We start from the raw sequence: 21,913 nt of genomic DNA, 5'->3' as shown, positions 1-21,913 counted from the left end.
TTTCGCCAGCCGTTTCGAGCACGGCGTCGGCGCATGGTTCGAGTCCACACACGAACGAAATTTTAATGTAAATGAAGCGTAATCCCGACCATTAAAATGGTGCGTATGTGTTGGGGTTGCGCATGCCGGAATATTCGTCTTTCATCCGGTCGGTCCGGATCCGCTATATTTCAGGGTTGCTGATTTTCGCGCTGGCTTCAGCGGCGATCATGATAGCGCTCGATCGTGTCAATTCCTTTCGACATGACATCGATACGCTGAGCAGCAACCTCGTCGTCTTTACCCGTGACCTGCGCAACGCGACCAGCTTTGCCGAGACGACCGGCACAGCCTGGCGGGCGGAGACGCGCGATGCCCTCACCTCATCGGCGCGCGGCCATTCGGAGCGCCTGACCGGCGAGATCGAGACGCTGACCGAGCAGCTTGCCGCGATAAGGTCACGCCTTTCGGGCAAGACCATCAACGAGCTCGAATCCGCTTCCGTCAACGGCGACCTGTTCTGGTCGCCGCGCGACATGGTGCGCAACTTCAACCTGATGTCGATGGCGCAGAAGGTCGACGAATGGAGCTATCGCGAAATCCGCAACCAGAATGACCTGTTTGCCCAGCCCATGCTGGTCCGCGTCCGCACCGCCATGGACGATGAGCGCCATCTGGCCGATGCCTCCAGCGACAGGCTGCTGCTGTGGGCAAGCGGCATCCTGTTCGCCGCCCTTGCCATCGTCGCCTTCTGGATCTTCCGCCCGATGGAAGTGGCCATCCGCCGCGCCTTTGCCGAATCCGCCGAATCCCTATTCAAGGCCGAGGCCGCCGACCGCGCCAAGTCGGAATTCCTGGCCAATATGAGCCACGAAATCCGCACGCCGATGAACGGCGTGCTGGGCATGGCCGAACTGTTGGCCAAGACCGACCTGACGGCGCGCCAGAAGACCTTCACCGACGTCATCGTCAAATCCGGCAACGCGCTGCTCACCATCATCAACGACATCCTCGATTTCTCGAAGATCAATGCCGGCCAGCTCACCCTCGATCCTGCCCCCTTCCGTCTTTCCGAGGCGGTCGAGGACGTGGCGACGCTGGTGTCGGCGCGCGTCGCCGAAAAGAATCTCGAACTGATCGTGCGGGTCGACCCGCGCCTGCCGGCCCATGTCGTCGGCGACGCCGGACGGTTCCGGCAGATCGTCACCAACCTGCTCGGCAACGCGGTGAAATTCACCGAAAAGGGTCATGTGCTGATCGATGTCGGCGGCGAGATCGTCAATGACGTGGTCCAGCTCAAGGTTCGCGTCGAGGACACCGGCATCGGCATACCGGCCGAGAAACTCCAGAACGTGTTCGAGAAATTCGCCCAGGTCGACGGTTCGTCGACCCGCCGCCACGAGGGCACCGGCCTCGGCCTCGCCATCGCCGCCCGCCTCGTCGACCTGATGGCCGGCAAGATCGGCGTCGAGAGCGAGATCGGCCGCGGCTCGGTGTTCTGGTTCGCGGTGCCGCTGCCCGCGCATCATGCCGCGGCGCGCGACGAAATCGTGCCGGTCGACGTCACAGGCGCGCGCGTGCTGGTCATCGACGACAATCCGGTCAACCGCGAAATCCTGCTCGAGCAGCTCAGAAGCTGGAGCTTCGACTGCGCCGCCGCCGAAAGCGGTGCCGTGGGCCTGGCTTTCCTCGATCGCGCCTTTCAGTTGGGAGCCGCCGTCGACTGCATCATTCTCGACTACCAGATGCCCGGCATGAACGGCGCCGACGTCGCCAGGGCCATTGCTTCCGACAGCCGGCTGGCTTCCATTCCGGTAGTGTTGCTGACCTCGGTCGACCAGGTCGATTTCGGCAAGATGATCATCGACTTCGGCATCGCCGCCCACCTGACCAAGCCGGCGCGCTCCGCAGTCCTGCTCGGCACCGTCATCTCGGTGGTCCAGAAAGCCCGCTCGCAGGTCGGCAAGGCGCAGTTCGTCCGCGAACCGATCGTGCAGGCTCCCCCGGTTGCGCCGCCCGCTTTCACCGTTATCCGTGGCCCGGCAAAGCCGGTCGCCACCGCGCCGGAATCGGCGGCCACGCCTAACGGCCCGATCGACATCCTCATTGCCGAGGACAATGATGTGAACCAGCTGGTGTTCGGCCAGATCCTCAACGGCCTTGGTCTAAGCTACCGCATTGCCGGCAACGGCCGCACGGCGGTCGAGATGTACCGGGCGCTGCGCCCCAAGCTGATCCTGATGGACGTCTCGATGCCGGAGATGAACGGCTACGAAGCGACCCGCGCCATCCGCGCCATCGAGACCTCGTCGGGCACCCACATCCCGATCATCGGCGTCACCGCGCATGCACTGAAGGGCGACCGCGACAAGTGCATCGAAGCCGGTATGGACGACTACCTGCCCAAGCCGGTCTCGCCCGACCGCCTCGGCACCAAGATCGGCACCTGGCTCAGCGAGACGGTGGTGGCGAAGACGGCTTAGCCGCCTCCATCGATGCATCAGACGGCTGCATCCAGATGATAGCGGCGCATCCAGTCAAGGCTCGTTTGGTCGGAGAGCTTTGCAACGCCGGGGCTTACATCCTCGGCATTCGGCGCTTGAACGCCCAGGGCTTCGCAGATGCCCTGCAATGCTGCAGCCGGATTGCTTGAAAGGCGCTCATAGCCAACCCGCAGCGGAATTATGCGTTGTTCTGCAAACCAAATGTTCCAGGCCGCGTCATAGGCCTCGAGCGCCGTGAGCTCACGTTTGATCCGCCCGAAATCATAGTGCGGCTCGTTTGCGGGTGCGACCCTTTCGATCTCGGTGCCATCAGGAGCGATATGCCAGAGACCTGTTTGCTCGGCTTTGACCAGGGAGACAGCCTGCGCAAGCTTGTTCTCACGCGAGAGATGTATGTAGAGAACATGGCCGAATGCTTTTTCGAAACGCGCTTCGTCTGACGGAAGCCGTGGGAAAATCTGACCGAGGATTGCTGACAGCTCATCCAGGTTTTCGCGCATCAAACGAAGCCCGAAAATGCCTGTTCCACCCTTGCCCGCGGTAATTGCCGCATCGAGATAGGCGACATTGAATTCGAGCTCGCTCATCGTGTCGCGATCGGGCAGGTTCCAGTCTTCGGCCCACTCCGAGACGTCCTGCCGCCGATAGAATGAGTGAGGATCGCCGGCCGTCTTGGTGGAAGCCAGAAGCTTGCACAGCAAGGTGCTTCCGGTTCTCGGCGTGCCACAGATAATGTATCCATCGAACATGTAACGCCCATGCCGCTCGTCGGAGGCAGCGCTGTCGCCCCAGCCAAATGATGGCCGCCGCTATAACTGAAATCTTTGCTGGATGCGACGGGCGCATTCGAGCGGCGTAAGCAGGCTGCTGTCGACTTCGAGGTCGCACGTTAGACTACCGGTTGCGCACCACCACGCACGCTCCGCCGACGCTCTGCAATTTCTGGCAGATGACATTGGCGGCGGCGCGGTCATCAACACCGATCCTGACCGCATAGATGCCGCGCCGGCCGATCGGCGTGCGCACCCGGCTGACCACCGGATCATGGCCGCTGAGCAGGACCGGAAACCGGCTTCTTACCCGCAGCCACTGGCCGATCGCGGCGCTGCGGCGGAAGTTGCCGGCCACCTGGATGCCCCACGGTTTAATATTGATCGAGGCCATCGCCACGGTCTGCGACATGATCACAGGCAGCCTGCGGCAAGCCACGGCAAAATCCACTTTTGCATCGAGCGGCTCGACCTTGCCGGCATAGGCCCGGTCAGTGAACATGTCGACCGGCTCGCCCATGATGTCGAAAACATAGCTCTCGGTCTCCATCGGCAGGAAACCGCCGGAACCAAGCCAGCGCGAGACCCGGCTTTCACCGGAATTGTAGGCGGCCGCCGCCAGGCCGAGATTGCCGTAGCTGGCTTTCATTTCGGCGAGATACTTCGCCGAGGCCGGAATCGCCTGGTTGATGTCGAACGAGTTGGCAAGGCCGCGCATCTTGGCAGTGCCTGGCATGAACTGCGCGATGCCTTCGGCGCCGACCGGACTGACGGCGTTAGGATCGAAACGGCTTTCCTTCCAGATCAGCCGGGCGAAAAAGTCCCGCGGCAGGCCGTTCTGATCGGCATGGGCCTGGATCAGGGTGCAGACCTTGTCGATGAGCCTCTGCTTGGCGGATTGCGGCGGATCGGCCTGAGTCTGCGTCGACCAGCCCGGTCCGCACAACAAAATCAGCGCCGCCCAGAGGAAACGCGGCATTTTGATCTACTCTGCCGCGGCTTTGCCGCGACCAAACCGTTGCTCGATATAGTCGGCGACCATTTTCTCGAAATCCGCAGCGATCGACGGCCCGCGCAGCGTCGCCGCCTTCTTGCCATCGACGAAGACAGGCGCCGTCGGCGTCTCGCCGGTACCGGGCAGCGAAATGCCGATGTCGGCATGCTTGGACTCGCCCGGGCCGTTGACGATGCAGCCCATCACCGCGACCTTGAGGTTCTCGACGCCGGGATATTTTTCCCGCCACACCGGCATGTTCTTCCTGAGATCGGCCTGGATGTTCTGGGCCAGTTCCTGGAACACGGTGGAAGTGGTGCGGCCGCAGCCGGGGCAAGCGGCGACGATCGGCACGAACTGCCTGAAACCCATGGTCTGCAGCAATTCCTGCGACACCTGCACTTCACGTGTGCGGTCGCCATTCGGCTCCGGCGTCAGCGAAATGCGGATGGTGTCCCCGATGCCTTGCTGCAGCAGAATGCCCATCGCGGCCGACGAAGCGACGATGCCTTTCGAACCCATGCCGGCCTCGGTCAAGCCAAGATGCAGCGCATGGTTGGAGCGGGTGGCGAGTTCGGTGTAGACGGCGATCAGGTCCTGCACGCCGCTGACCTTGGCCGACAGGATGATCTTGTCGCGGCCAAGGCCGATTTCTTCCGCCATTTCGGCCGACAGGATCGCCGACTGCACGATCGCTTCGCGCGTCACTTCCTGCGCCGTCAGCGGGAAGCCCTGGGCCTGATTGTCGTCCATCAACCGGGTCAAAAGCTCCTGGTCGAGCGAACCCCAGTTGACGCCGATGCGCACCGGCTTGTCGTATCTGATCGCCATCTCGACGATTGCCGCGAACTGCCGATCCTTCTTGTCCTTGAAGCCGACATTGCCCGGATTGATGCGGTATTTTGCCAGCGCTTCGGCGCAGGCCGGATGATCGGCCAAAAGCTTGTGGCCGATATAATGGAAATCGCCGACCAGCGGCACGTTGATGCCGAGCCGCGCCAGCCTTTCGTGGATGCGCGGCACGGCGGCGGCACTCTCGTCACGATCAACGGTGATGCGCACGATCTCGGAGCCGGCGCGGTGCAGCGCGGCAACTTGCGCAACCGTCTGGTCGACATCGGCCGTATCGGTGTTTGTCATCGACTGCACGACGACAGGCGCGCCGCCGCCGACGACCACGCCGCCGACATCGACGCCGACCGAAGTGCGGCGGGGGAAGGGAGAGGAAAAATATCCGGTCATGCCGGCAGCCTTTTGTCTCTGGAGCGCCATGTGTCCACTTGGACGCACAAAGACGCCCTGGGCCGATGCGCTATGGTCCGGGCATGAGGTGGAGGAGCAAAGATGGCTTGTCAATGGCGACAGGTCGCCACTGGCCGCAATTGGCCCGCCGCCGGAATCAGAAACGACCCACGATCCGGCGACGGCCGAAGTGGAAATTGAGCTGAATGGAAGTGCAGGCTCGACTGAGATAGCCCAGTGTCTGGAGATCAAAACCCAACACACCGGCGGCAGCTGCCGCCGGCAAGAGAGGCCGTGGATCGTGATCGGCTATGTCAGGAGGGCATCAATGCGTGGTCGGTTGCGCTCTCAGTTTTTCAATCTCGTCCTTGAGTGCCAGCTTGCGTCGCTTGAGATTCACGATTTCGAGGTCGTCGACCGATGGATGGTTCATCGCGTCATCGATTTCGCGCTCGATGTCGCCGTGTTTCCGCTGCAACTCATCAAGATGGGATGCAAGAGACATGATTGGTTCTCCCTTTCATGGATTCCTCGATTGCAGCCGTCACGGCGCGTCCACCGCAGGTTCGCTTCTGTGACGGCACGGTGACAGTGTGCCACCTTCCGGCAGCGATGTCGAATGCTGCGTGGTAGCATTCCACGACAATGTGAAATGTGATATGGGCTGCGCGCCGGTGACAAAAGACCCCGGCCCCGCCCAATCAGGCCCAGTTTTTGGGCGCCGCAGACGTGCAGACGGTAGAGAATGTCCGATCAGGAACAGGCCGATATTCGCCTCGAATTTTCCCGGCTGAAGCAGGAACACGCAGATTTCGACGCGGCGATCAACGCGATGATCGCCACGAACTGCGACCCGCTGCAGATCCAGCGCATGAAGAAGAAGAAGCTGTTCCTCAAGGACCGGCTGATGGCGCTGGAAGACAAGATCATTCCCGACATCATCGCGTGACGGCAGAGCCCGGTCGCGCCCCCTCGTCTTGCGCTTATCCGGCGATCGAAAGCCTGGCGGCGCGGTCGCGCAGCAGGCCGATGAGACTGCCGGTCCGCTCCTCGGACGTGTCGATGGGAACCACCAGGCACATCGTCGCCTCGACCTTGCCAGGCCCTGAAAAGACGGGTGCAGCGAGGCATTTCGTATACGCATCGACAAGGCCCGAGGTGACGCAATAGCCGGTGGCTTCAGCCTTCGCTATGTCGGCGACGAAGTCGTTGAGAAGCAATCTGCGGCCGTCCGGCAGGATGAGATCATCTTCGGATACCATGTCTTGGATCCGGGCCTGTTCGAAGCCCGCCAGAAGCAGCCGTCCCGAAGCGGTCCAGGGCAGCGGTATCTGCAGGCCGGTGGCGGAGCTGATGCGGAACGGCCTGGTGCCCGGGCTTGAATGGACGATCGTATAGCGGCCGCTCTGCAGCATACACAGTTCCGAGGTTTCTCCTGTTTCGCGCGACAGATTGTCGACCTCCTGGCGCCCGCGCCTCAAGAGGTCGTTGCCCCGCACATAATCCATTCCGTAGAGATAGAGCTTCTTGCCGAAGTAGACGCGATTGCCGTCGCCTGCCATTTCCAGCAGGCCGGCATCGACCAGCGATCGCACGAGCGTGTAGGTCGTCGAGCGGGGTGCGTTCACCCCCTTGGCAAGATCGCCAATGCCGATCGCCCGCTGCGTCGTATGAAGAAACTCCAGGATCTCGAGCACCCGGTTGAGGCCTTTTTCGCGGGAGCCCGAAATCTTCTCGCCGGCTGAAACTGCCAAGGCACTGCCATCTTGCATTGTCGATTCCTCGTGTTAGTATCTGTCTTGTACAGGATACATACGTCTCTTGTAAGAGACAATCGCCCTGAAAATCAACGATGCGTGTATTGCCTGTGCATAGGGGAACACAACACGAAAGGAGGTCGCCGTGAACGACACATCCGGAAGACGTGATTTTCTGAAATTGGGAATGGCAGGACTGGCCACGGCTGGCGTGCTGGCAACCGTCGATGCCCAGAAGGCTGCTGCCCAAGCAGCACCCGACAGTCTGCTGCGCACTGTACTCGATCGCGGCAAGCTGATCGTCGGCACCGGCAGCACCAACGCGCCCTGGCACTTCGAGAACGATGCCGGCGAACTGGTCGGCATGGACATCACCATGGCGCGCATTCTTGCCAAGGGACTTTTCGACGATCCGACCAAGGTCGAATTCGTCATGCAGGACCCGGCGCAGCGCATTCCCAACGTGACCACCAACAAGGTCGACATCACCATCCAGTTCATGACCATGAGCGCCCAGCGCTCGCAGTTGATCAATTTTTCCCGGCCCTACTATGTCGAGGGTGTCGCCTTGCTGACCCTTCCGACCGCCGAGAACAAGACGTTCGACAAATTGCTTGCCGCTGGTTCGGCGACACGCGTCTCGATCCTGCAGAACGTCGATGCCGAAGCATCGGTGCACATAGCTCTGCCGCAGTCGCAGGTGATGCAGATCGACACCCAGGCCAACGTGTTGCAGGCGCTGGAAGCCAAGCGTGTCGATGCTGCCGCGGTTGATCTTTCGACCGTACGTTGGCTTGCCTCTCGCAATCCGGACAAATACTTCGATGCCGGCAAGAGCTGGTTCTCGATGCTGTATGGCGCGGCGCTCCGGCAAGGCGATCTCGACTGGCTGACCTTCGTCAATCAGACCTTCACCATCGCCATGTTCGGTCACGAAACGGCGCTATACGACGCCGCGTTCAAGGATTACTTCGGACAGGAGCCACCGGCCCGCCATCCTGGTTTTCCGGTCATCTGATCCAGTTGGCGGAAGGGCAGCATTCGGCGCCCTTCCGCCAGCTTCTCCTCGACGGCCCTTCGCACTGAGGCGGACGCATGGGCTATGCCCTCAACTTCAACTTGATCTGGCGGCATTTCGACAAGCTGTGGGGCGGACTGCTGCTCAGTCTCGAACTGGCCGTCATCTCGATCGCCATCGGCATCGTCATCGGCCTGGTTCTGGCGGTCTGGTATGTCTCGGCAGGGCGCGTGGTGAGATCGGCCATCGCCGCCTATGTCGAATTCATCCGCAACGTGCCGCTGATCCTGCTCGTCTACCTCGTCTTCTACGGCTTGCCGACCGTGGTCGACCTCGCCTACAGCGCCCAGACCTCGTTCATCTTGACGCTGGCGGTCTATAGCGGAGCCTACCTGGTCGAAGTGTTTCGCTCGGGTCTCGAAGCGGTTCCGCGTGGCCAGCTCGACGCCGGCAAGGCAATTGGCCTGACGCCATGGCAGCGACTGCTCCATGTGCGCTTGCCGACCATGCTGCGCATCACCTTGCCGGCGCTGTCCAACACCTTCATCTCGCTGTTCAAGGACACTTCTATCGCGTCGGTCATTTCGGTACCCGAGCTCACCTACGGCGCCCAGTGGATCAACTTCAACACCTTCCGCATCGTCGAGGTCTACCTGGTCACAACGGCGATGTACCTCTTGACGGGCTATGCGCTGCTCTTCGCGCTACGGCTCGTCGAGCGCCGATTCAGGGCGGCGCGCTGACATGCTGACCCAGATCGCCTATGCCTTGCCGTTCCTCGCCCAAGGCTTCGCCTTGACCCTGTGGGTGTCACTGCTGGTCGTGGTCCTGTCGCTCATCGCCGGCGTCCTGCTGGGCGTCGGCCTGGTTTATGGTCCGGCGCCGCTGCGCTGGGCAGTGCGCATCTTCAGCGACACGATCCGCGGTATTCCGATCCTGGTGCTGATGTTCTTCGTCTATTACGGCCTGCCCGCGATCGGGCTTCATCTGCCGTCGTTCTGGGCCGCCGTGCTTGCGCTCACTCTGTTCAAGACGGCGCAGGTCATCGAGTACCTCAGGGGCGCGGTCGGCTCCATCCCGAAAGGGCAGTCGGAAGCGGCGATGGCGATCGGGCTGACCTTTCGCCAACGGCTGACCTACGTCATCTTCCCGCAGGCATTCAGGCGCTTCCTGCCACCCTGGATCAACGGCGTCACCGATGCGGTCAAGGGCAGCGCTCTGGTGTCGCTGCTCGGCATCACCGACCTGATGCAGGCCATCAACCAGGTCATCGGCCGCACCTATGAGGCCATGCCGCTCTACATCCTCGGTGCGCTCATCTACTTCGCGGTCAACTATGCCCTCTCGCTCGCCAGCCGGCGGCTCGAGCGGCGTTTCTCCTTCATCCGGGAATAGCAATGTCCACAAGTTCGAACGACACCCCGGCCCTTCTCGACGTCCGCGACGTTTCCAAATCCTTTGGCGCCGTCCAGGTCTTGCGTTCGGTCAGCCTGCTTGTGGCGCGCGGCGAGGTGGTGACGGTCATCGGCCCCTCGGGCAGCGGCAAGACCACGCTGCTGCGTTGCGTCAACTTCCTGGAAAGCTACGACAGCGGTTCGATCCGCATCGACGGCAAGGAGGTCGGCTTCCGCGACCCGGGAACCCGTCAGCGCCGCAGCGAACGCGATCTCGCCGCGATGCGCGCCGAAACCGGGATGGTGTTCCAGAGCTTCAACCTCTTTCCGCACCTCACGGCGGCCGGCAACATCATGCTCGGGCTGCGCAAGGTGCGGGGCAAAAGCGAAGCAGAGGCGCGCTCGATCGCCGAGCATTGGCTCGGCCGGGTCGGCCTTGCCCACAAGGCAGACAGCCTGCCGGCCGAACTGTCCGGCGGCCAGCAGCAGCGCGTCGGCATCGCGCGCGCCGTGGCGATGGAGCCGAAGATCCTGCTGCTCGACGAAATCACCTCGGCGCTCGACCCCGAACTCGTCGGCGAGGTGCTGGCCGTCGTGCGCAGCCTCGCCGAGGACGGCATGACGATGCTGATGGTGACGCACGAAATGGCCTTCGCGCGCGACGCCTCGAGCCGTATCGTCTTCATGGCCGATGGCGGCGTCAGCGCCGTCGGCCCACCGAAGGAGATTCTCGCGGCGGAGACCACCAACGAACGCCTGCGCACCTTCCTGGCGCGCTTCCGCGCCTCGCATTTCTGACACCGGACAGCGAAAGCTGTCGCAAGGAGCATTTGATGACGCCTTATATCCGGCTCGCCGAACTCGGCTTGACGCTGCCCGAGCCGCCGACCCCGATCGCCAACTTCGTCACCCATGCCGAAAGCGGCCGGCTGATCTTCCTGTCCGGCCAGGGGCCGCTGCGGGCCGACGGCACGCTTTGCACCGGCAAGGTAGGAGAGGACGTGACGGTTGAGCAGGCTTATCAGCATGCCCGCCTAACCGGCCTCAATCTGCTCGCCGTCATGCATGCCGCCGCCGGCGATCTCGGCCGTATCGTGCGCGTCGTCAAGCTGCTCGGCTTCGTCAATGCGATACCGACCTTCAGCGACCACCCGAAAGTGGTCAACGGCTGTTCCGACCTTTTCGCCGATGTCTTCGACAATATCGGCGGCCATGCCCGCTCGGCAATCGGCGTCGGCTCCTTGCCCGGAAACATCACCGTCGAAATCGAGGCGGTCGTCGAGATCGCCGCCTGACTTTTAGAAATGGAATCCGAGAGATGAAAACCTATTCCGCCGACGGCTCCAACACCACCATCCGCGAACGGCTCGGCCTTCGCCCGATCATCAATGTCTCCGGCACGATGACCGCGCTTGGCGCATCGATCATCGTCCCGGAAGCGATCGCCGCCATGTCTGAAATGGCCTCGCAATGGGTGGAGATGGATGATCTGCAACGTGCCGCGAGCACAGTCGTTGCACGCCTCACCGGCGGCGAGGCAGGCTTCATCACCGCCTGCTGCGCCAGCGGCATCACCATGGCGATCGCCGGCGCGATGACGGGAACCAATCTGCTCGCCATCGAGCGCCTGCCGGACGACACCGAAGGCCTCAAGTCGGAAGTCATCGTCCAGCTCGGCCACATCGTCAATTACGGCGCGCCGATCGACCAGTCGATCCGGCTGGCCGGAGCAAAGACCATTCCCGCCGGCACGGTCAGCGTGACCCAGGACTACCATGTGCGCGACGCGATCCGCGACCGCACGGCGGCGGGCCTCTATGTCGTCGCGCACCACACCGTGCAGTACGGCATGCTGTCGCTGGAGGAATTCTGCGAGATCTGCCACGCCAGGGGAGTCCCGGTGATTGTCGACGCGGCTTCCGAATATGATCTGCGCGGCTTCCTGGCGCGCGGCGCCGACATTGTCATCTACAGCGGGCACAAATTCCTCAGTGGACCAACCAGCGGCATCGTCACCGGTCGCAAGGATCTGGTGCGCGCCGCCTATCTGCAGAACCGCGGCGTCGCACGCGCCATGAAGGTCGGCAAGGAGAGCATCGCCGGCACCATGGCCGCACTGGAAGCCTGGGAAAGGCGTGACCATGACGGCATCCGCCGGCGCGAAGAGGCAGCGCTCAACCTGTGGAAGGACACGCTGCAGGGACTGCCGGGCATCGTTGCCAGGATCATTCCCGACCCGACCGCCAATCCGCTCGACCGGCTGCAGATCTTCGTGTCGCCCGAGAGCCGGTTCACCGCCGCCGGCCTCGCCTCGGCCCTGGCCGCGGGCTCGCCGCCTATCATCGTGCGCAATCATGAGGTGGAACGCGGCCATTTCTTCCTCGACCCGTGCAATCTGCATCCCGGCGAAGCGGAGATCGTCGCCGAACGGCTGCGAACCATATTGACCGCCGGCGACCGGCCCATCGACGCCATGAAGCCTGTCCGCAAGGATTCGTCCGGCGCCTTGCGCTGGCCGGACTAGACGCTTGCAGGCTGGCGTCATCAACGCGCGCCATCACGAACCCGTGAACGGCCGGACCTGTAGCAGCCGGGAATAAACCACCGCGACCCCGGGTCTCCTCAGCATACGCCACTCCTGGCGTTGAGGAGACCGACATGACCCATCACCACGATGACGAGAGCGGACGCGACGGCTTCAGCCGCCGCCACGCGCTGGAATGCATGATCTGGGCCGGCACCGGCGTGCTGTGGACGATTTCAGGCGGCGTGCCGGTGTCGCTCAACCTGCTTGGCGCCGCACAGGCCGCCGAGACCATGGCCAGCGGCTTCACCTTCCTGCAGATCTCCGACAGCCATATCGGCTTCGACAAGGCGGCCAACCCGCATGCAATCGACACGCTTAAGGAGGCAATGGGCAAGATCCAGGCGCTGCCGCATAAGCCCGCCTTCATGATCCACACCGGCGACATCACCCATCTTTCCAAGCCGGCACAGTTCGACAACGCGGCTGAGATCATCGGCGGCGCCGGCTTCGACGTGCACTACGTGCCGGGCGAGCACGATCTGATCGACGACGGCAACGGCAAGGCCTATCTCGACCGTTACGGCAAGGGCACCAAGGGCGCCGGCTGGTATTCGTTCGACCAGAACGGCGTGCATTTCGTTGCCCTGATCAATGTCGTCAACCTCAAGGCCGGCGGACTCGGCAATCTCGGCGCCGAGCAGCTGGCGTGGCTGGCCGACGACCTGAAGGCGGTCAGCGCCTCGACACCGATCGTCGTCTTCGCCCATATCCCGCTTTGGGCCGTCTATCCCGAATGGGGCTGGGGCACCGACGACGCGGCACAGGCGCTCGGCCTGCTCAAGCGCTTCGGCTCGGTCACCGTGCTCAACGGCCACATCCACCAGATCATGCAGAAGGTGGAAGGCAACGTCACCTTCCACACCGCGCGCTCGACCGCCTTCCCGCAGCCGGCGCCGGGCACCGCCGCCTCGCCCGGACCGATGACCGTGCCGGCTGGCCAGCTGCGCGGCCTGCTCGGGACCAGCACCGTCTCCGTGAAGCAAGGCGGGCAGGACCTTGCCATCATCGACTCGACGCTGGCTTGAGCCTGAAGGGAAATCACCATGATCTGCATACGCCTTCCGGCCCGGCACATGGCCGCGATCCTCACGGCTTTCACCTTGACCACGGCGACCTGTCAGCCGCTGCACGCGGCCGATGCGTCGATGGTCAAAATCGAGAATTTCGCATTCACGCCACGGGAGTTGACGATCAAGCCCGGCACCACCGTGACCTTCAGAAACGACGACGACATTCCGCATCTGGTCGTCGCCAGCGATTCCTCCTTCCGCTCCAAGGCGCTTGACACCGGTGACACATATGAATTCACCTTCACCAAAGCAGGCGACTTTGCCTATTTCTGTGGGCTTCACCCGCACATGCAGGGCAAGATCACCGTCGCGCCCTGAGGGCGCATGGCAGAACCTGCCCGGAGTGCCGGATCATGCTGCTGTGTTGAGCGAAAAGGCCTTGGCCGAGCGCTTTGGCGAGGTGGTGCTGCCCCATCTCGGCGACGCGCTTGCGCTCGCCCGCTGGCTGACCGGCAACGCCGCCGATGCCGAGGACGTGGTGCAGGAAGCCTGCGTGAAGGCACATGCCGGCATCGCCGGCTATGCCGGCGGCAACGCCCGCGCCTGGCTGCTAACCATCGTGCGCAACACCGCCTACACCTGGATGTCGCGCAACCGGCCGCGCGGCGTGCTGGCCGTCGGCGATCTCGGTGATCTCGACGAGATGGCGACGGCGCACGGCACCAGCCTGCCGGACGCAGACGGCCCGGAGGCGGGCCTGATCGCCAGGGCCGATACGGCGGCGCTGGAGGCGGCCATCGCGGCACTGCCGCAGCCGTTTCGCGAGACCCTGGTGCTGCGCGATATCAACGGCCTCAGCTACCGCGAGATAGCGGCCCTGCTCAGCGTGCCGATGGGCACGGTGATGTCGCGGCTGGCCCGCGCCCGCGGCCTGCTTGTGTCTGAACTGGGGAGAGCGCCATGACCAACCATGACGACGGACTGCCCAACGATCCCGAGGGCATCAGGCTGATGATCCATGCCCTGGTTGATGGCGAACTCGACGCGGCCGCAGTGCTGGCGGTGGAGCGGCGTATCGCCGCCGACCCGCAGCTTGCCGCCGAGCATGCCCGCATCGTCGCCTTGCAGGCGGCAGTCAGCCGCTTGCCGCGCCCCGACGTCAGCGACGCCTTTCAGGCCCGCATCGCGGCGATCGGCATGGCAGTCACAGCTCAACATGCGCAAGACGAGCCGGCGGAGCCGCAGCAGGGCACGCCGTCGGCTCAACCGGGGTTGATTGCCCAGATCGGGGGAGGCCAGAGACGAAACGCCGAGACACGTTCGCCCCAGCAGACCCTGCCAGGGGCGCGCCGTTTCGGCTCGTTTGACTGGCGCGCGCTGGCAGCTTCGATCGTGGTCAGCGCGGTGTTGGCCAGCGGGGCGACGCAATGGGTGATGGTCAACACCGCGTCCGACAATTTCGCAGCAGGGGTCGCCAGCGGTCATCGCCGCAGCCTGCTTGCGGCCAGCCCGATCGACGTCGTCTCGTCCGACCGCCACACGGTGAAGCCGTGGCTCGACGCCCGAGTGGGCGTGTCGCCGCCGGCGCCGGACCTTGCCCAGGATGGCTATGCACTGATCGGCGGCCGGGTCGAGGTAATCGCCGACCGGCCGGTGCCGGCACTGGTTTACCGTCACCGCGAGCACCTGATCACACTGGTCGCCGAACCGCAGCAGGGCGGCGGCACCACCGCGCCGGACGACCTCTCGTCGGGCGGCTTCTCTCTGGTGCACTGGAGCGACGGCGCCTTCTCCTACTGGGCGATCTCGGACATGGAACGGCCCGAACTCGACGATTTCGTCGCCCGCTTCCGCAAAGCGGCGAAGTGAGGACGATCATGCCCCTTTGCTGATCCCACCGCCCTGACAGGTCCTCCTCCCGTGTACGGCGCCAGCTGAGAAATCGCCTGCTCATGGCGCGCATTTGCGCGGCGCGGTCCGGCCGGATTGTTGCCGGGTCACCGCTCGTAGACCTTCAAAACAATAACTTTACAAATATTCGTGTTTGTGTGAAGTTATGAGAATTGAAGGGTCGATCATGACAGCCAATCGCTTCGCCACGCGCCTGAATTCCTTTGCCTCGCGGCCACAGGCCGAGTGGCCCGATCTCACCGGCAAGCCGTCACTGATGCAGATGGCGGCACGCGCCGCCAAGGTTGCCGGGTTGACCGACCTTGATCTGAATTTCCCCGATCATGTCGGCGAAAAGCCCGCCGAAATCGCGCGGAACCTTGGTGATCTTGGCCTCTCGATCAATGGCTTTGCCATGCGCTACTACTCCAACCCGGCCTTCAAGCTCGGAGCCTTCACCAATCCCGACCCGGCGGTGCGCCGTGAAGCGATCGACTTGACCAAGGCCGGCATCGACGCAGTGCGCGCGGCCGGCGCCAACCTGATGACGCTGTGGCTCGGACAGGATGGCTTCGATTACGCCTTCCAGGCCGACTATGCGACACTATGGCAACACGAAATCGACGGAATTCGTGAAGTTGCTGCGCATGACCCCGATTGCCAGATCAGCCTGGAGTACAAACCCAACGAGCCGCGCTCCTACAGCCTGATGCCGGATGCAGCGACGACCTTGCTGGCGATCCGCGAGGTCGACCTGCCCAATCTCGGCGTCACGCTCGACTTCGCCCATGTGCTCTATGCCGACGAGCAGCCGGCCTTCGCCGCTGCCCTGGTGACGCGGCACAGCAAGTTGCTCGGCGTGCATCTCAATGACGGCTACGCCAAGCGCGACGACGGCCTGATGGTCGGCGCCGTGCATACGCTGCAGACGATCGAACTGCTCCGCCAGATCCGCAAGGACGGCTACGCCGGCGCCATTTATTTCGACACCTTCCCCGACATGACCGGGCTCGATCCGGTGCAAGAGTGCGAAGTCAACATTGCCACCGTCAAGCGCATGCTGCGCGTCGTCGACCGGATCGACCAGGACAATCGCCTGTCCGCCGCTGTCGACCGCCAGGACGCGGTGACGTCACAGGCCATCATTCAGGAAATCATGCTCGGTCCGGAGGGCTGAGGCGTCCAGGAAAACTGAGGCGTCGAGAGCCGCCACCGTTTTCAACAAGGCCACCGTTTTTCAACAAGGGAGGAATGCAATGAAATTTCTGTTAGCCACCACCGCCGCTGCCTTGATGGCGCTGTCGATCGGCTCGGCCTTTTCAGCCGAGCTTGCACCGCTCAATTCCGATACCGAGAAGGACCGCATCGACTGGTCGCAGGTCGAGACCAAGTTCGGTGCATTGCCCAAGCTGCCCGACGGCACCAAGGCCGGCGCCGTCTCCAAGACGCTGACCAATGAATACTGGCGCTCGCTCGGTGAGGGCTACAAGGCATTCGGCGACAAGGTCGGCGTGCCCGTCGTCTATCAGGCGGCGCAGAGCGAAGGCGATCAGCTCGGCCAGCTCACCATCGCCGAGGGCTTGGTGACGCAAGGCTACAACGTGCTGCTCGTCTCGCCGCAGACGGACGCCAATCTGCAGCCGATCATGGAACAGGCCAAAGCCGCCAATGTGCCGGTTGTCAATGTCAACGACGCAGTCATCCCGCAAGCCGAACACTATGTCGGCAATGTCCAGCGCGACAATGGCGTGCGCGTCGCCAAATGGTTCATCAAGAACCGTCCGAATGGCGGCAAGGTCGCCATCGTTGAAGGCCAGGCCGGCGTCTACGCCGCGGTACAGCGCACCGACGGCTTCAAGACCACCATTAGCGAGTCCGGCAAGTTCGAGGTCGTCGCCAGTGTTCCCGGCAACTGGGACCGCCAGACCTCCTATGACGCGGCCACCAACATCCTGCAGCAGCACCCCGACCTGATCGGCTTCTATGCCAACAATGACGGCATGGCGCTGGGCATCGTCGAAGCGGTCAAAGCCGCCGGCCTGCAGGACAAGGTTGCAGTGTTCGGCACAGACGGCATCTCCGACGCCTATGCCTCGATCCGCGCTGGCGAACTGACCGGCACTGTCGACAGTTTCCCGGTGCTGACCGGCGAGGTGGCGCTGGAAACGGCGCTGAGGCTGGTCGCCGGGCAGAAGCTGCCCCGTGTCGTGGCCACGCCGCAGGCGCTGATCACCAAGGACAATGCCGACCGCTATTCCGGCGCGGGCGACGCCGTGCGCAAGGCACTGCTCGAGGACGCCGCGGCGGGCCAGTAGGACAAAAGGATAGGGCCGGGCGGCGGGTGCCGGCCAGAGCACTTCGCTCGCGGCTGGCATCCTTCCCCGGAGAATAGAACCTCATGTCACCCCGACTGCAATTCGCAGGCATTTCCAAGCTGTTTCCGGCCGTGCGTGCGCTCAACGACGTGTCCTTCTCGGTCGGAGCCGGTGAAATCCACGGGCTGCTCGGCGAGAACGGCGCCGGCAAGTCGACGCTGCTGCGCATTCTGTCGGGCGTCTACAGGCCGACGGCAGGAAGCGTCCTTATCGACGGCAAGCCGGTCACGCTCGCCAATCCGGTGGCGGCGCGCGCGGCGGGCGTCGCGATGATCCATCAGGAACTGCAGCAGGTGCCGCGCCTCAGCGTCGCCCAGAACATGTTTCTCGGCCATCCGCTGACCCGCGGCGGCATCTTCGTCGCCCGACGAGAGCAGGAGCGCCGCGCCGCCGACGCTCTTGCTGCAATAGATCCTTCCATCGATCCGGCTGCACCCCTAGGCACTCTGAAGGTGGCACAGCGGCAGATCGTCGAGATCGCCCGCGCGCTGCTCGACCGCGCCCGCATCGTCGCCATGGACGAGCCGACATCGAGCCTGACGCCGAGCGAGTTCGAGCGCCTCGCCGAAGTCATCACAGGGCTCGCGCGTGACGGCGTGGCGGTTGTCTATGTCTCGCACAAGCTGGACGAGGTGTTCGGCATCTGCGGGCGCGCCACCATCATGCGCGACGGTGTCGTTGTCGATTCCGTCGATCTGGCAAGCCTGTCGGAGAAAGCGGTCGTGGCGATGATGGTCGGCCGCGAGCTGGCACAGGAGCACCATAGCTCCCATGCCTCCCGCGAGATCACGCTGAGCGTGCGCGGCCTGGCCTCGGCCACGAAAGTCCGCGACGTTTCGTTCGACCTGCACCGTGGCGAGGTGCTCGGCATTGCCGGTCTCGTCGGCTCAGGGCGCACCGAACTGCTGCGCCTTCTGGCCGGCGTCGACCGCGCATCCGCCGGTACGATTGCAATCGACGGCAGAGCGACGCGATTTTCCAGCCCACGCGACGCGATTGCCGCAGGCATCGGCCTGGTGCCGGAAGAGCGCAAGCGCGAGGGCATCGTGCCGCTGCGGTCGATCACCAGCAACATGGCGCTGGCGTCGATGGGTGTGTTCGCGCCGCGCGGCGTCATCGATCACATCAGGCTGAAACAGGTTGCTGCCGAGAAGATGAGCCGCGTCAATCTGCGGCCGTTCCTGCTCGACCGGCCGATCCGGCTGTTCAGCGGCGGCAATCAGCAGAAGGCGATCATCGGCCGCTGGCTGGCGGCGGGCACGCGCATCCTCTTGTTCGACGAGCCGACGCGCGGCATCGATGTCGGCGCCAAGGCGGAGATCTATCACCTGATCGAGGAACTCGCCGCCGAAGGTCATTCTGTGATCGTCGTCTCCTCCGAGCTTCCCGAGGTGATCCGGCTTGCCGACCGCGTGCTGGTCATGCGCGACGGCACGATCGCCGCCGAACTCGACAGAACCGACATCAGCGAACAGGCGATCGCGGCGCACGCCATCCCGCAAACGCAAACGCCGGCCGCAGAGCCGGCAAGGCAGTAGGTGACGGATATGTCGGATACCACTCTTGTCCAGCCACGGGCCGAATTCCTGCGCGCGTTTTCCATGCGCGACGCCGGCACGCTGATCGGCCTTGTCGTGATCCTGGCCGTCTTTGGCGCGCTGGTGCCCGGCTTCTTCGCCGAACGCAACCTGATCAACATCCTGCAGCAGTCAAGCATCAATGCCTGCCTGGCGCTAGGCATGACGCTGGTCATCATCTCCGGCGGCATCGACCTGTCGGTTGGGCCGACGGCGGCACTCTCGGCCGTCATCTCGGCCTCGATGCTGGTTGCCGGGGTGCCGTTTCCGCTCGCCATCACCGCCGGCTTTGCCATTGGCCTCGCCTGCGGTCTCGTCAACGGCGTGCTCGTCGCCTATGTCGGGCTGCAGCCCTTCATCGTCACATTGGGAACGCTCAGCACCTACCGGGCGCTGGCGCTGATCTACACCGGCGGCAATCCGGTGCTCGGCCTTCCGCCAGGCTTCCGCGCCATCTTCAACGGCTCGCTGTTCGGGTTGCCGCTGGCGGTCATCATCGTTGCCGGCGTCGCTGTCGTCGCCTGGGTCGTTTTGAAGAAGACGCCCTTCGGCGAATATCTGCTTGCCGTCGGTGGCAATGAGGAGGCCGCCTATATTGCCGGCGTTCCGATCGCCCGCACCAAGATCGCCGCCTACATGATCTCCGGGCTGCTGGCGGCCCTTGCCGCGCAGATCCTGATTGGCCGGCTGGGTGCCGCCGAACCCATCCTCGGCAATCTCTGGGAGCTGGACGCCATCGCTGCCGCAGCCATCGGCGGCGCCTCGCTGATGGGCGGCAAGGGCAGCGTCGTCGGCACCATTCTGGGCGCCGTCATCCTCGGCGCCATGCGCAACGGTTTGACGCTGATGAACGTGCAGTCCTTCTATCAGCTTCTGGCAACTGGTCTTATAATCCTCGCCGCGATGCTTATCGATCGTGTGACGAGGGGGCGTGGATGACCTTGAGCGGGCTGGACCTGAAAGCGGTAGGACCGCGCATCCGCATGATGATGCCGCATCTCACCCCGCTGGAGGCAAAGGTGGTGGAAACCGTCTTTGGCCGACGCGGCTTTGACGAGAGCATTCCGCTGAAGCAGATCGCCGAGGAATCCGGCGTGTCGGAAGCGATGGTCGTCAAGATCGCCAAGAAGCTCGGCTTCTCCGGCTATCGGGACTTCCGCACCGCCGTCTATGAATACAGCCGCCTGCCGACCGCCGAAATGCACCAGGAACTGTCGTCCGATGACAGTTCGGCCGAGATCGTGCAGAAGGTGTTCCGCACCTCCATCCAGGCGCTGGAGGAAACGCTGGCCATCCTCGACATCGAGGATTTCGACCGTGCCGCCGATCTGCTCTACCGCGCAGCGAATCGCGACTTCTACGGCGTCGGCGGTTCGGCACAGATCGCGCGCGACGTCTCGCACAAATTCCTGCGCATCGGCATACGCGCATCGGTCTACGACGATTCGCACATGATGCTGATGTCGGCCTCGCTGCTCGGCGCGGACGACATCGCTGTCGGCTTCTCGCATTCAGGCAACACGTCAGCCGTCATCGACGCCATTCAGCTGGCCCGCAAGAACGGCGCCCGGACACTGGCCATCACCAATTACGACAACTCGCCGCTGGCCGCGGTCGCCGACATCGTGCTGTGCTCGACTGCACAGGGCTCGCCGCTGATGGGGGAGAACGCGGCGGCGCGCATCGCCCAGCTTAACATCCTCGACGCATTGTTCGTGGCAGTGGCCCAGCGCGACTATCAGGCGGCGGAGCGCAATCTCGGTCGCACCATGTCGGCGGTGGCATCGAAACGAAAAGACCGGGGCTCATGAGGACAACGCCGCTGGTCACCGTGTTCGGCAGCCTGCACTACGATATCATGGTCGACGCCCCCGACCGCCCACGCAAGGGCGAGACCGTGACCGGCCATGCCTGGCACCCGAAATGCGGCGGCAAGGGCGGCAACCAGGCGGTCTCGGTGGCGAGGGCCGGTATGCGCGCGGCGATGATCGGCGCGGTTGGCGACGATGATTTCGGCACGGCGCTGCTGACCAATCTCGATCGTGCCGGCGTCGACCGCCGCTTCGTTCGGGTGGCGCCGGGCGCCGGCTCCGGCATGAGCGTGGCGATCTTCGATGAAGGCGGCGACTATGGCGCAGTGATCGTCTCCGGCAGCAATTTGACGCTGGGTGACAAGGACATCGCGGCTGCCTCCGATGCGGTAGCAAAAACTTCCGTGCTGCTTTTGCAGAACGAGGTACCGGAAGCCGCCAACATTGCCGCTGCACGCGCGGTAAAGGCACAGGGTGGCCGCATTCTGCTCAACGCCGCCCCCGCGCGCAAACTCTCCGGCGAGTTGATCGCGCTCGTCGACATCCTGGTGGTCAACGCCATCGAGGCGGAATTCCTGGCTGGCCTGGCGGTGGTCGAAACACTGGAAGGCGCTTCACAGGCGGCGCGGCGTCTGGTCGATCTCTGCCCGACAGCAATCGTTACGGCGGGCGGCGAGGGCGTCGCCTGCTGCGACCGGAGCGGTGGGGCCTTCGCGTTGCCGGCCATCCCCGTCAAGGTCGTTAGCACGCATGGTGCGGGCGACGAATTCGTCGGCGCGCTGGCCGCGGCGCTTGCCCGTGGCGAGGTCATGCGGGCGGCGGTCACCGCCGCCAACGCCGCTTCGGCCTTGCTGGTCTCCACACCCGAAGCCGAGCGCGCCGGCGTCTGATATCTCGGCTCCCGGGGAGCACTTTTCGCCTTGCCGAACGACAGCGACGGCCACGTATCCTTGCGGCACCGCCCGAATTCCGCTAAGGCGCGCGTTTGTCGCCGGGGAGCAAGGA

23 protein-coding genes are annotated in these 21,913 nt (G+C 63.8%); 18 read left to right on the top strand and 5 right to left on the bottom strand.

Features of this window, described 5'->3' with window-relative positions; genetic code table 11:
- Nucleotides 1-122 precede the first annotated feature (122 nt).
- Nucleotides 123-2,462, top strand: coding sequence for a response regulator (locus AC1D10_RS05220; RefSeq protein ID WP_477269311.1), 2,340 nt, complete (start codon nucleotides 123-125; stop codon nucleotides 2,460-2,462).
- Nucleotides 2,463-2,479: 17 nt separating this feature from the next.
- Here AC1D10_RS05220 and AC1D10_RS05215 read toward each other — a convergent pair whose 3' ends face one another.
- The 4 genes from AC1D10_RS05215 to AC1D10_RS05200 all read right to left on the bottom strand — a co-directional run bounded on the left by AC1D10_RS05215 (nucleotide 2,480) and on the right by AC1D10_RS05200 (nucleotide 5,994).
- Nucleotides 2,480-3,232: a Stf0 family sulfotransferase gene (locus tag AC1D10_RS05215; RefSeq protein WP_477269309.1), complete on the bottom strand. Its 753-nt coding sequence runs from the start codon at nucleotides 3,230-3,232 to the stop codon at nucleotides 2,480-2,482.
- 145 nt (nucleotides 3,233-3,377) lie between these two features.
- Nucleotides 3,378-4,232, bottom strand: a complete 855-nt coding sequence (locus AC1D10_RS05210; RefSeq protein ID WP_477269307.1) for a transglycosylase SLT domain-containing protein — start codon at nucleotides 4,230-4,232, stop codon at nucleotides 3,378-3,380.
- 6 nt (nucleotides 4,233-4,238) lie between these two features.
- The gene (gene ispG, locus AC1D10_RS05205; RefSeq protein ID WP_477269305.1) at nucleotides 4,239-5,489 is read right to left on the bottom strand and encodes a flavodoxin-dependent (E)-4-hydroxy-3-methylbut-2-enyl-diphosphate synthase; all 1,251 of its coding nucleotides are present in this window, start codon (nucleotides 5,487-5,489) and stop codon (nucleotides 4,239-4,241) included.
- Between the two features lie 325 nt (nucleotides 5,490-5,814).
- Complete coding sequence (locus AC1D10_RS05200; protein WP_027023510.1) at nucleotides 5,815-5,994, bottom strand: YdcH family protein; 180 nt, start codon at nucleotides 5,992-5,994, stop codon at nucleotides 5,815-5,817.
- 240 nt (nucleotides 5,995-6,234) lie between these two features.
- Between AC1D10_RS05200 and AC1D10_RS05195 the strand changes: the two genes are divergently transcribed.
- The gene (locus AC1D10_RS05195; protein WP_095089397.1) at nucleotides 6,235-6,438 is read left to right on the top strand and encodes a YdcH family protein; all 204 of its coding nucleotides are present in this window, start codon (nucleotides 6,235-6,237) and stop codon (nucleotides 6,436-6,438) included.
- Between the two features lie 34 nt (nucleotides 6,439-6,472).
- Here the strand turns inward: AC1D10_RS05195 and AC1D10_RS05190 are convergent, their stop codons facing one another.
- A complete protein-coding gene (locus tag AC1D10_RS05190) occupies nucleotides 6,473-7,261 on the bottom strand; it encodes an IclR family transcriptional regulator (RefSeq protein ID WP_477269302.1) in 789 nt (262 codons plus the stop codon).
- Between the two features lie 130 nt (nucleotides 7,262-7,391).
- Between AC1D10_RS05190 and AC1D10_RS05185 the strand changes: the two genes are divergently transcribed.
- The 16 genes from AC1D10_RS05185 to AC1D10_RS05110 all read left to right on the top strand — a co-directional run bounded on the left by AC1D10_RS05185 (nucleotide 7,392) and on the right by AC1D10_RS05110 (nucleotide 21,798).
- Nucleotides 7,392-8,264 (top strand): transporter substrate-binding domain-containing protein, encoded by an 873-nt coding sequence (locus AC1D10_RS05185; protein WP_477269300.1) that lies wholly within the window; start codon nucleotides 7,392-7,394, stop codon nucleotides 8,262-8,264.
- A 77-nt stretch (nucleotides 8,265-8,341) separates the two neighbouring features.
- Nucleotides 8,342-9,007 carry an amino acid ABC transporter permease gene (locus AC1D10_RS05180; RefSeq protein ID WP_477269298.1) on the top strand — a complete coding sequence of 222 codons (666 nt, stop codon included), beginning with the start codon at nucleotides 8,342-8,344 and terminating at the stop codon, nucleotides 9,005-9,007.
- A 1-nt stretch (nucleotide 9,008) separates the two neighbouring features.
- Nucleotides 9,009-9,659 carry an amino acid ABC transporter permease gene (locus tag AC1D10_RS05175; RefSeq protein WP_379095453.1) on the top strand — a complete coding sequence of 217 codons (651 nt, stop codon included), beginning with the start codon at nucleotides 9,009-9,011 and terminating at the stop codon, nucleotides 9,657-9,659.
- Between the two features lie 2 nt (nucleotides 9,660-9,661).
- Nucleotides 9,662-10,456, top strand: a complete 795-nt coding sequence (locus AC1D10_RS05170) for an amino acid ABC transporter ATP-binding protein (protein WP_477269296.1) — start codon at nucleotides 9,662-9,664, stop codon at nucleotides 10,454-10,456.
- A gap of 35 nt (nucleotides 10,457-10,491) precedes the next feature.
- A complete protein-coding gene (locus AC1D10_RS05165) occupies nucleotides 10,492-10,953 on the top strand; it encodes a RidA family protein (RefSeq protein WP_477269294.1) in 462 nt (153 codons plus the stop codon).
- A gap of 23 nt (nucleotides 10,954-10,976) precedes the next feature.
- On the top strand, nucleotides 10,977-12,182 hold the full coding sequence (locus AC1D10_RS05160) for an aminotransferase class V-fold PLP-dependent enzyme (protein WP_477269292.1): 1,206 nt from the start codon (nucleotides 10,977-10,979) through the stop codon (nucleotides 12,180-12,182).
- Nucleotides 12,183-12,316: 134 nt separating this feature from the next.
- The gene (locus AC1D10_RS05155) at nucleotides 12,317-13,270 is read left to right on the top strand and encodes a metallophosphoesterase family protein (RefSeq protein ID WP_477269290.1); all 954 of its coding nucleotides are present in this window, start codon (nucleotides 12,317-12,319) and stop codon (nucleotides 13,268-13,270) included.
- Nucleotides 13,271-13,288: 18 nt separating this feature from the next.
- The gene (locus tag AC1D10_RS05150) at nucleotides 13,289-13,633 is read left to right on the top strand and encodes a cupredoxin domain-containing protein (RefSeq protein ID WP_477269288.1); all 345 of its coding nucleotides are present in this window, start codon (nucleotides 13,289-13,291) and stop codon (nucleotides 13,631-13,633) included.
- A 46-nt stretch (nucleotides 13,634-13,679) separates the two neighbouring features.
- Nucleotides 13,680-14,219: a sigma-70 family RNA polymerase sigma factor gene (locus AC1D10_RS05145; RefSeq protein ID WP_477269286.1), complete on the top strand. Its 540-nt coding sequence runs from the start codon at nucleotides 13,680-13,682 to the stop codon at nucleotides 14,217-14,219.
- Nucleotides 14,216-15,124, top strand: coding sequence for an anti-sigma factor family protein (locus AC1D10_RS05140; protein WP_477269284.1), 909 nt, complete (start codon nucleotides 14,216-14,218; stop codon nucleotides 15,122-15,124). Before AC1D10_RS05145 ends, AC1D10_RS05140 begins: the two co-directional genes overlap by 4 nt.
- A gap of 208 nt (nucleotides 15,125-15,332) precedes the next feature.
- Nucleotides 15,333-16,322 (top strand): sugar phosphate isomerase/epimerase family protein, encoded by a 990-nt coding sequence (locus AC1D10_RS05135; protein WP_477269282.1) that lies wholly within the window; start codon nucleotides 15,333-15,335, stop codon nucleotides 16,320-16,322.
- A 79-nt stretch (nucleotides 16,323-16,401) separates the two neighbouring features.
- A complete protein-coding gene (locus AC1D10_RS05130) occupies nucleotides 16,402-17,460 on the top strand; it encodes a sugar ABC transporter substrate-binding protein (RefSeq protein WP_477269280.1) in 1,059 nt (352 codons plus the stop codon).
- A gap of 83 nt (nucleotides 17,461-17,543) precedes the next feature.
- Nucleotides 17,544-19,058: a sugar ABC transporter ATP-binding protein gene (locus AC1D10_RS05125; protein ID WP_477269278.1), complete on the top strand. Its 1,515-nt coding sequence runs from the start codon at nucleotides 17,544-17,546 to the stop codon at nucleotides 19,056-19,058.
- 9 nt (nucleotides 19,059-19,067) lie between these two features.
- On the top strand, nucleotides 19,068-20,036 hold the full coding sequence (locus AC1D10_RS05120) for an ABC transporter permease (protein ID WP_477269276.1): 969 nt from the start codon (nucleotides 19,068-19,070) through the stop codon (nucleotides 20,034-20,036).
- Nucleotides 20,033-20,908: a MurR/RpiR family transcriptional regulator gene (locus AC1D10_RS05115; RefSeq protein WP_379095424.1), complete on the top strand. Its 876-nt coding sequence runs from the start codon at nucleotides 20,033-20,035 to the stop codon at nucleotides 20,906-20,908. Before AC1D10_RS05120 ends, AC1D10_RS05115 begins: the two co-directional genes overlap by 4 nt.
- Nucleotides 20,905-21,798 (top strand): ribokinase, encoded by an 894-nt coding sequence (locus AC1D10_RS05110; protein WP_477269274.1) that lies wholly within the window; start codon nucleotides 20,905-20,907, stop codon nucleotides 21,796-21,798. Before AC1D10_RS05115 ends, AC1D10_RS05110 begins: the two co-directional genes overlap by 4 nt.
- Nucleotides 21,799-21,913: the final 115 nt, after the last annotated feature.

Source organism: Mesorhizobium sp. P2_A8, assembly GCF_056404935.1.
The sequence above is the reverse complement of the archived record's forward strand: the minus strand, read 5'-3'. Positions and strand labels throughout refer to the sequence as shown.

Coding starts and splice junctions, on each gene's coding strand:
- AC1D10_RS05220 (WP_477269311.1), top strand. CDS start 123: ATGCCGGAATATTCGTCTTTCATCCGGTCGGTCCGGATCCGCTATATT.
- AC1D10_RS05215 (WP_477269309.1), bottom strand. CDS start 3,232: ATGTTCGATGGATACATTATCTGTGGCACGCCGAGAACCGGAAGCACC.
- AC1D10_RS05210 (WP_477269307.1), bottom strand. CDS start 4,232: ATGCCGCGTTTCCTCTGGGCGGCGCTGATTTTGTTGTGCGGACCGGGC.
- ispG (WP_477269305.1), bottom strand. CDS start 5,489: ATGACCGGATATTTTTCCTCTCCCTTCCCCCGCCGCACTTCGGTCGGC.
- AC1D10_RS05200 (WP_027023510.1), bottom strand. CDS start 5,994: ATGTCTCTTGCATCCCATCTTGATGAGTTGCAGCGGAAACACGGCGAC.
- AC1D10_RS05195 (WP_095089397.1), top strand. CDS start 6,235: ATGTCCGATCAGGAACAGGCCGATATTCGCCTCGAATTTTCCCGGCTG.
- AC1D10_RS05190 (WP_477269302.1), bottom strand. CDS start 7,261: ATGCAAGATGGCAGTGCCTTGGCAGTTTCAGCCGGCGAGAAGATTTCG.
- AC1D10_RS05180 (WP_477269298.1), top strand. CDS start 8,342: ATGGGCTATGCCCTCAACTTCAACTTGATCTGGCGGCATTTCGACAAG.
- AC1D10_RS05175 (WP_379095453.1), top strand. CDS start 9,009: ATGCTGACCCAGATCGCCTATGCCTTGCCGTTCCTCGCCCAAGGCTTC.
- AC1D10_RS05170 (WP_477269296.1), top strand. CDS start 9,662: ATGTCCACAAGTTCGAACGACACCCCGGCCCTTCTCGACGTCCGCGAC.
- AC1D10_RS05165 (WP_477269294.1), top strand. CDS start 10,492: ATGACGCCTTATATCCGGCTCGCCGAACTCGGCTTGACGCTGCCCGAG.
- AC1D10_RS05160 (WP_477269292.1), top strand. CDS start 10,977: ATGAAAACCTATTCCGCCGACGGCTCCAACACCACCATCCGCGAACGG.
- AC1D10_RS05155 (WP_477269290.1), top strand. CDS start 12,317: ATGACCCATCACCACGATGACGAGAGCGGACGCGACGGCTTCAGCCGC.
- AC1D10_RS05150 (WP_477269288.1), top strand. CDS start 13,289: ATGATCTGCATACGCCTTCCGGCCCGGCACATGGCCGCGATCCTCACG.
- AC1D10_RS05140 (WP_477269284.1), top strand. CDS start 14,216: ATGACCAACCATGACGACGGACTGCCCAACGATCCCGAGGGCATCAGG.
- AC1D10_RS05135 (WP_477269282.1), top strand. CDS start 15,333: ATGACAGCCAATCGCTTCGCCACGCGCCTGAATTCCTTTGCCTCGCGG.
- AC1D10_RS05130 (WP_477269280.1), top strand. CDS start 16,402: ATGAAATTTCTGTTAGCCACCACCGCCGCTGCCTTGATGGCGCTGTCG.
- AC1D10_RS05125 (WP_477269278.1), top strand. CDS start 17,544: ATGTCACCCCGACTGCAATTCGCAGGCATTTCCAAGCTGTTTCCGGCC.
- AC1D10_RS05120 (WP_477269276.1), top strand. CDS start 19,068: ATGTCGGATACCACTCTTGTCCAGCCACGGGCCGAATTCCTGCGCGCG.
- AC1D10_RS05115 (WP_379095424.1), top strand. CDS start 20,033: ATGACCTTGAGCGGGCTGGACCTGAAAGCGGTAGGACCGCGCATCCGC.
- AC1D10_RS05110 (WP_477269274.1), top strand. CDS start 20,905: ATGAGGACAACGCCGCTGGTCACCGTGTTCGGCAGCCTGCACTACGAT.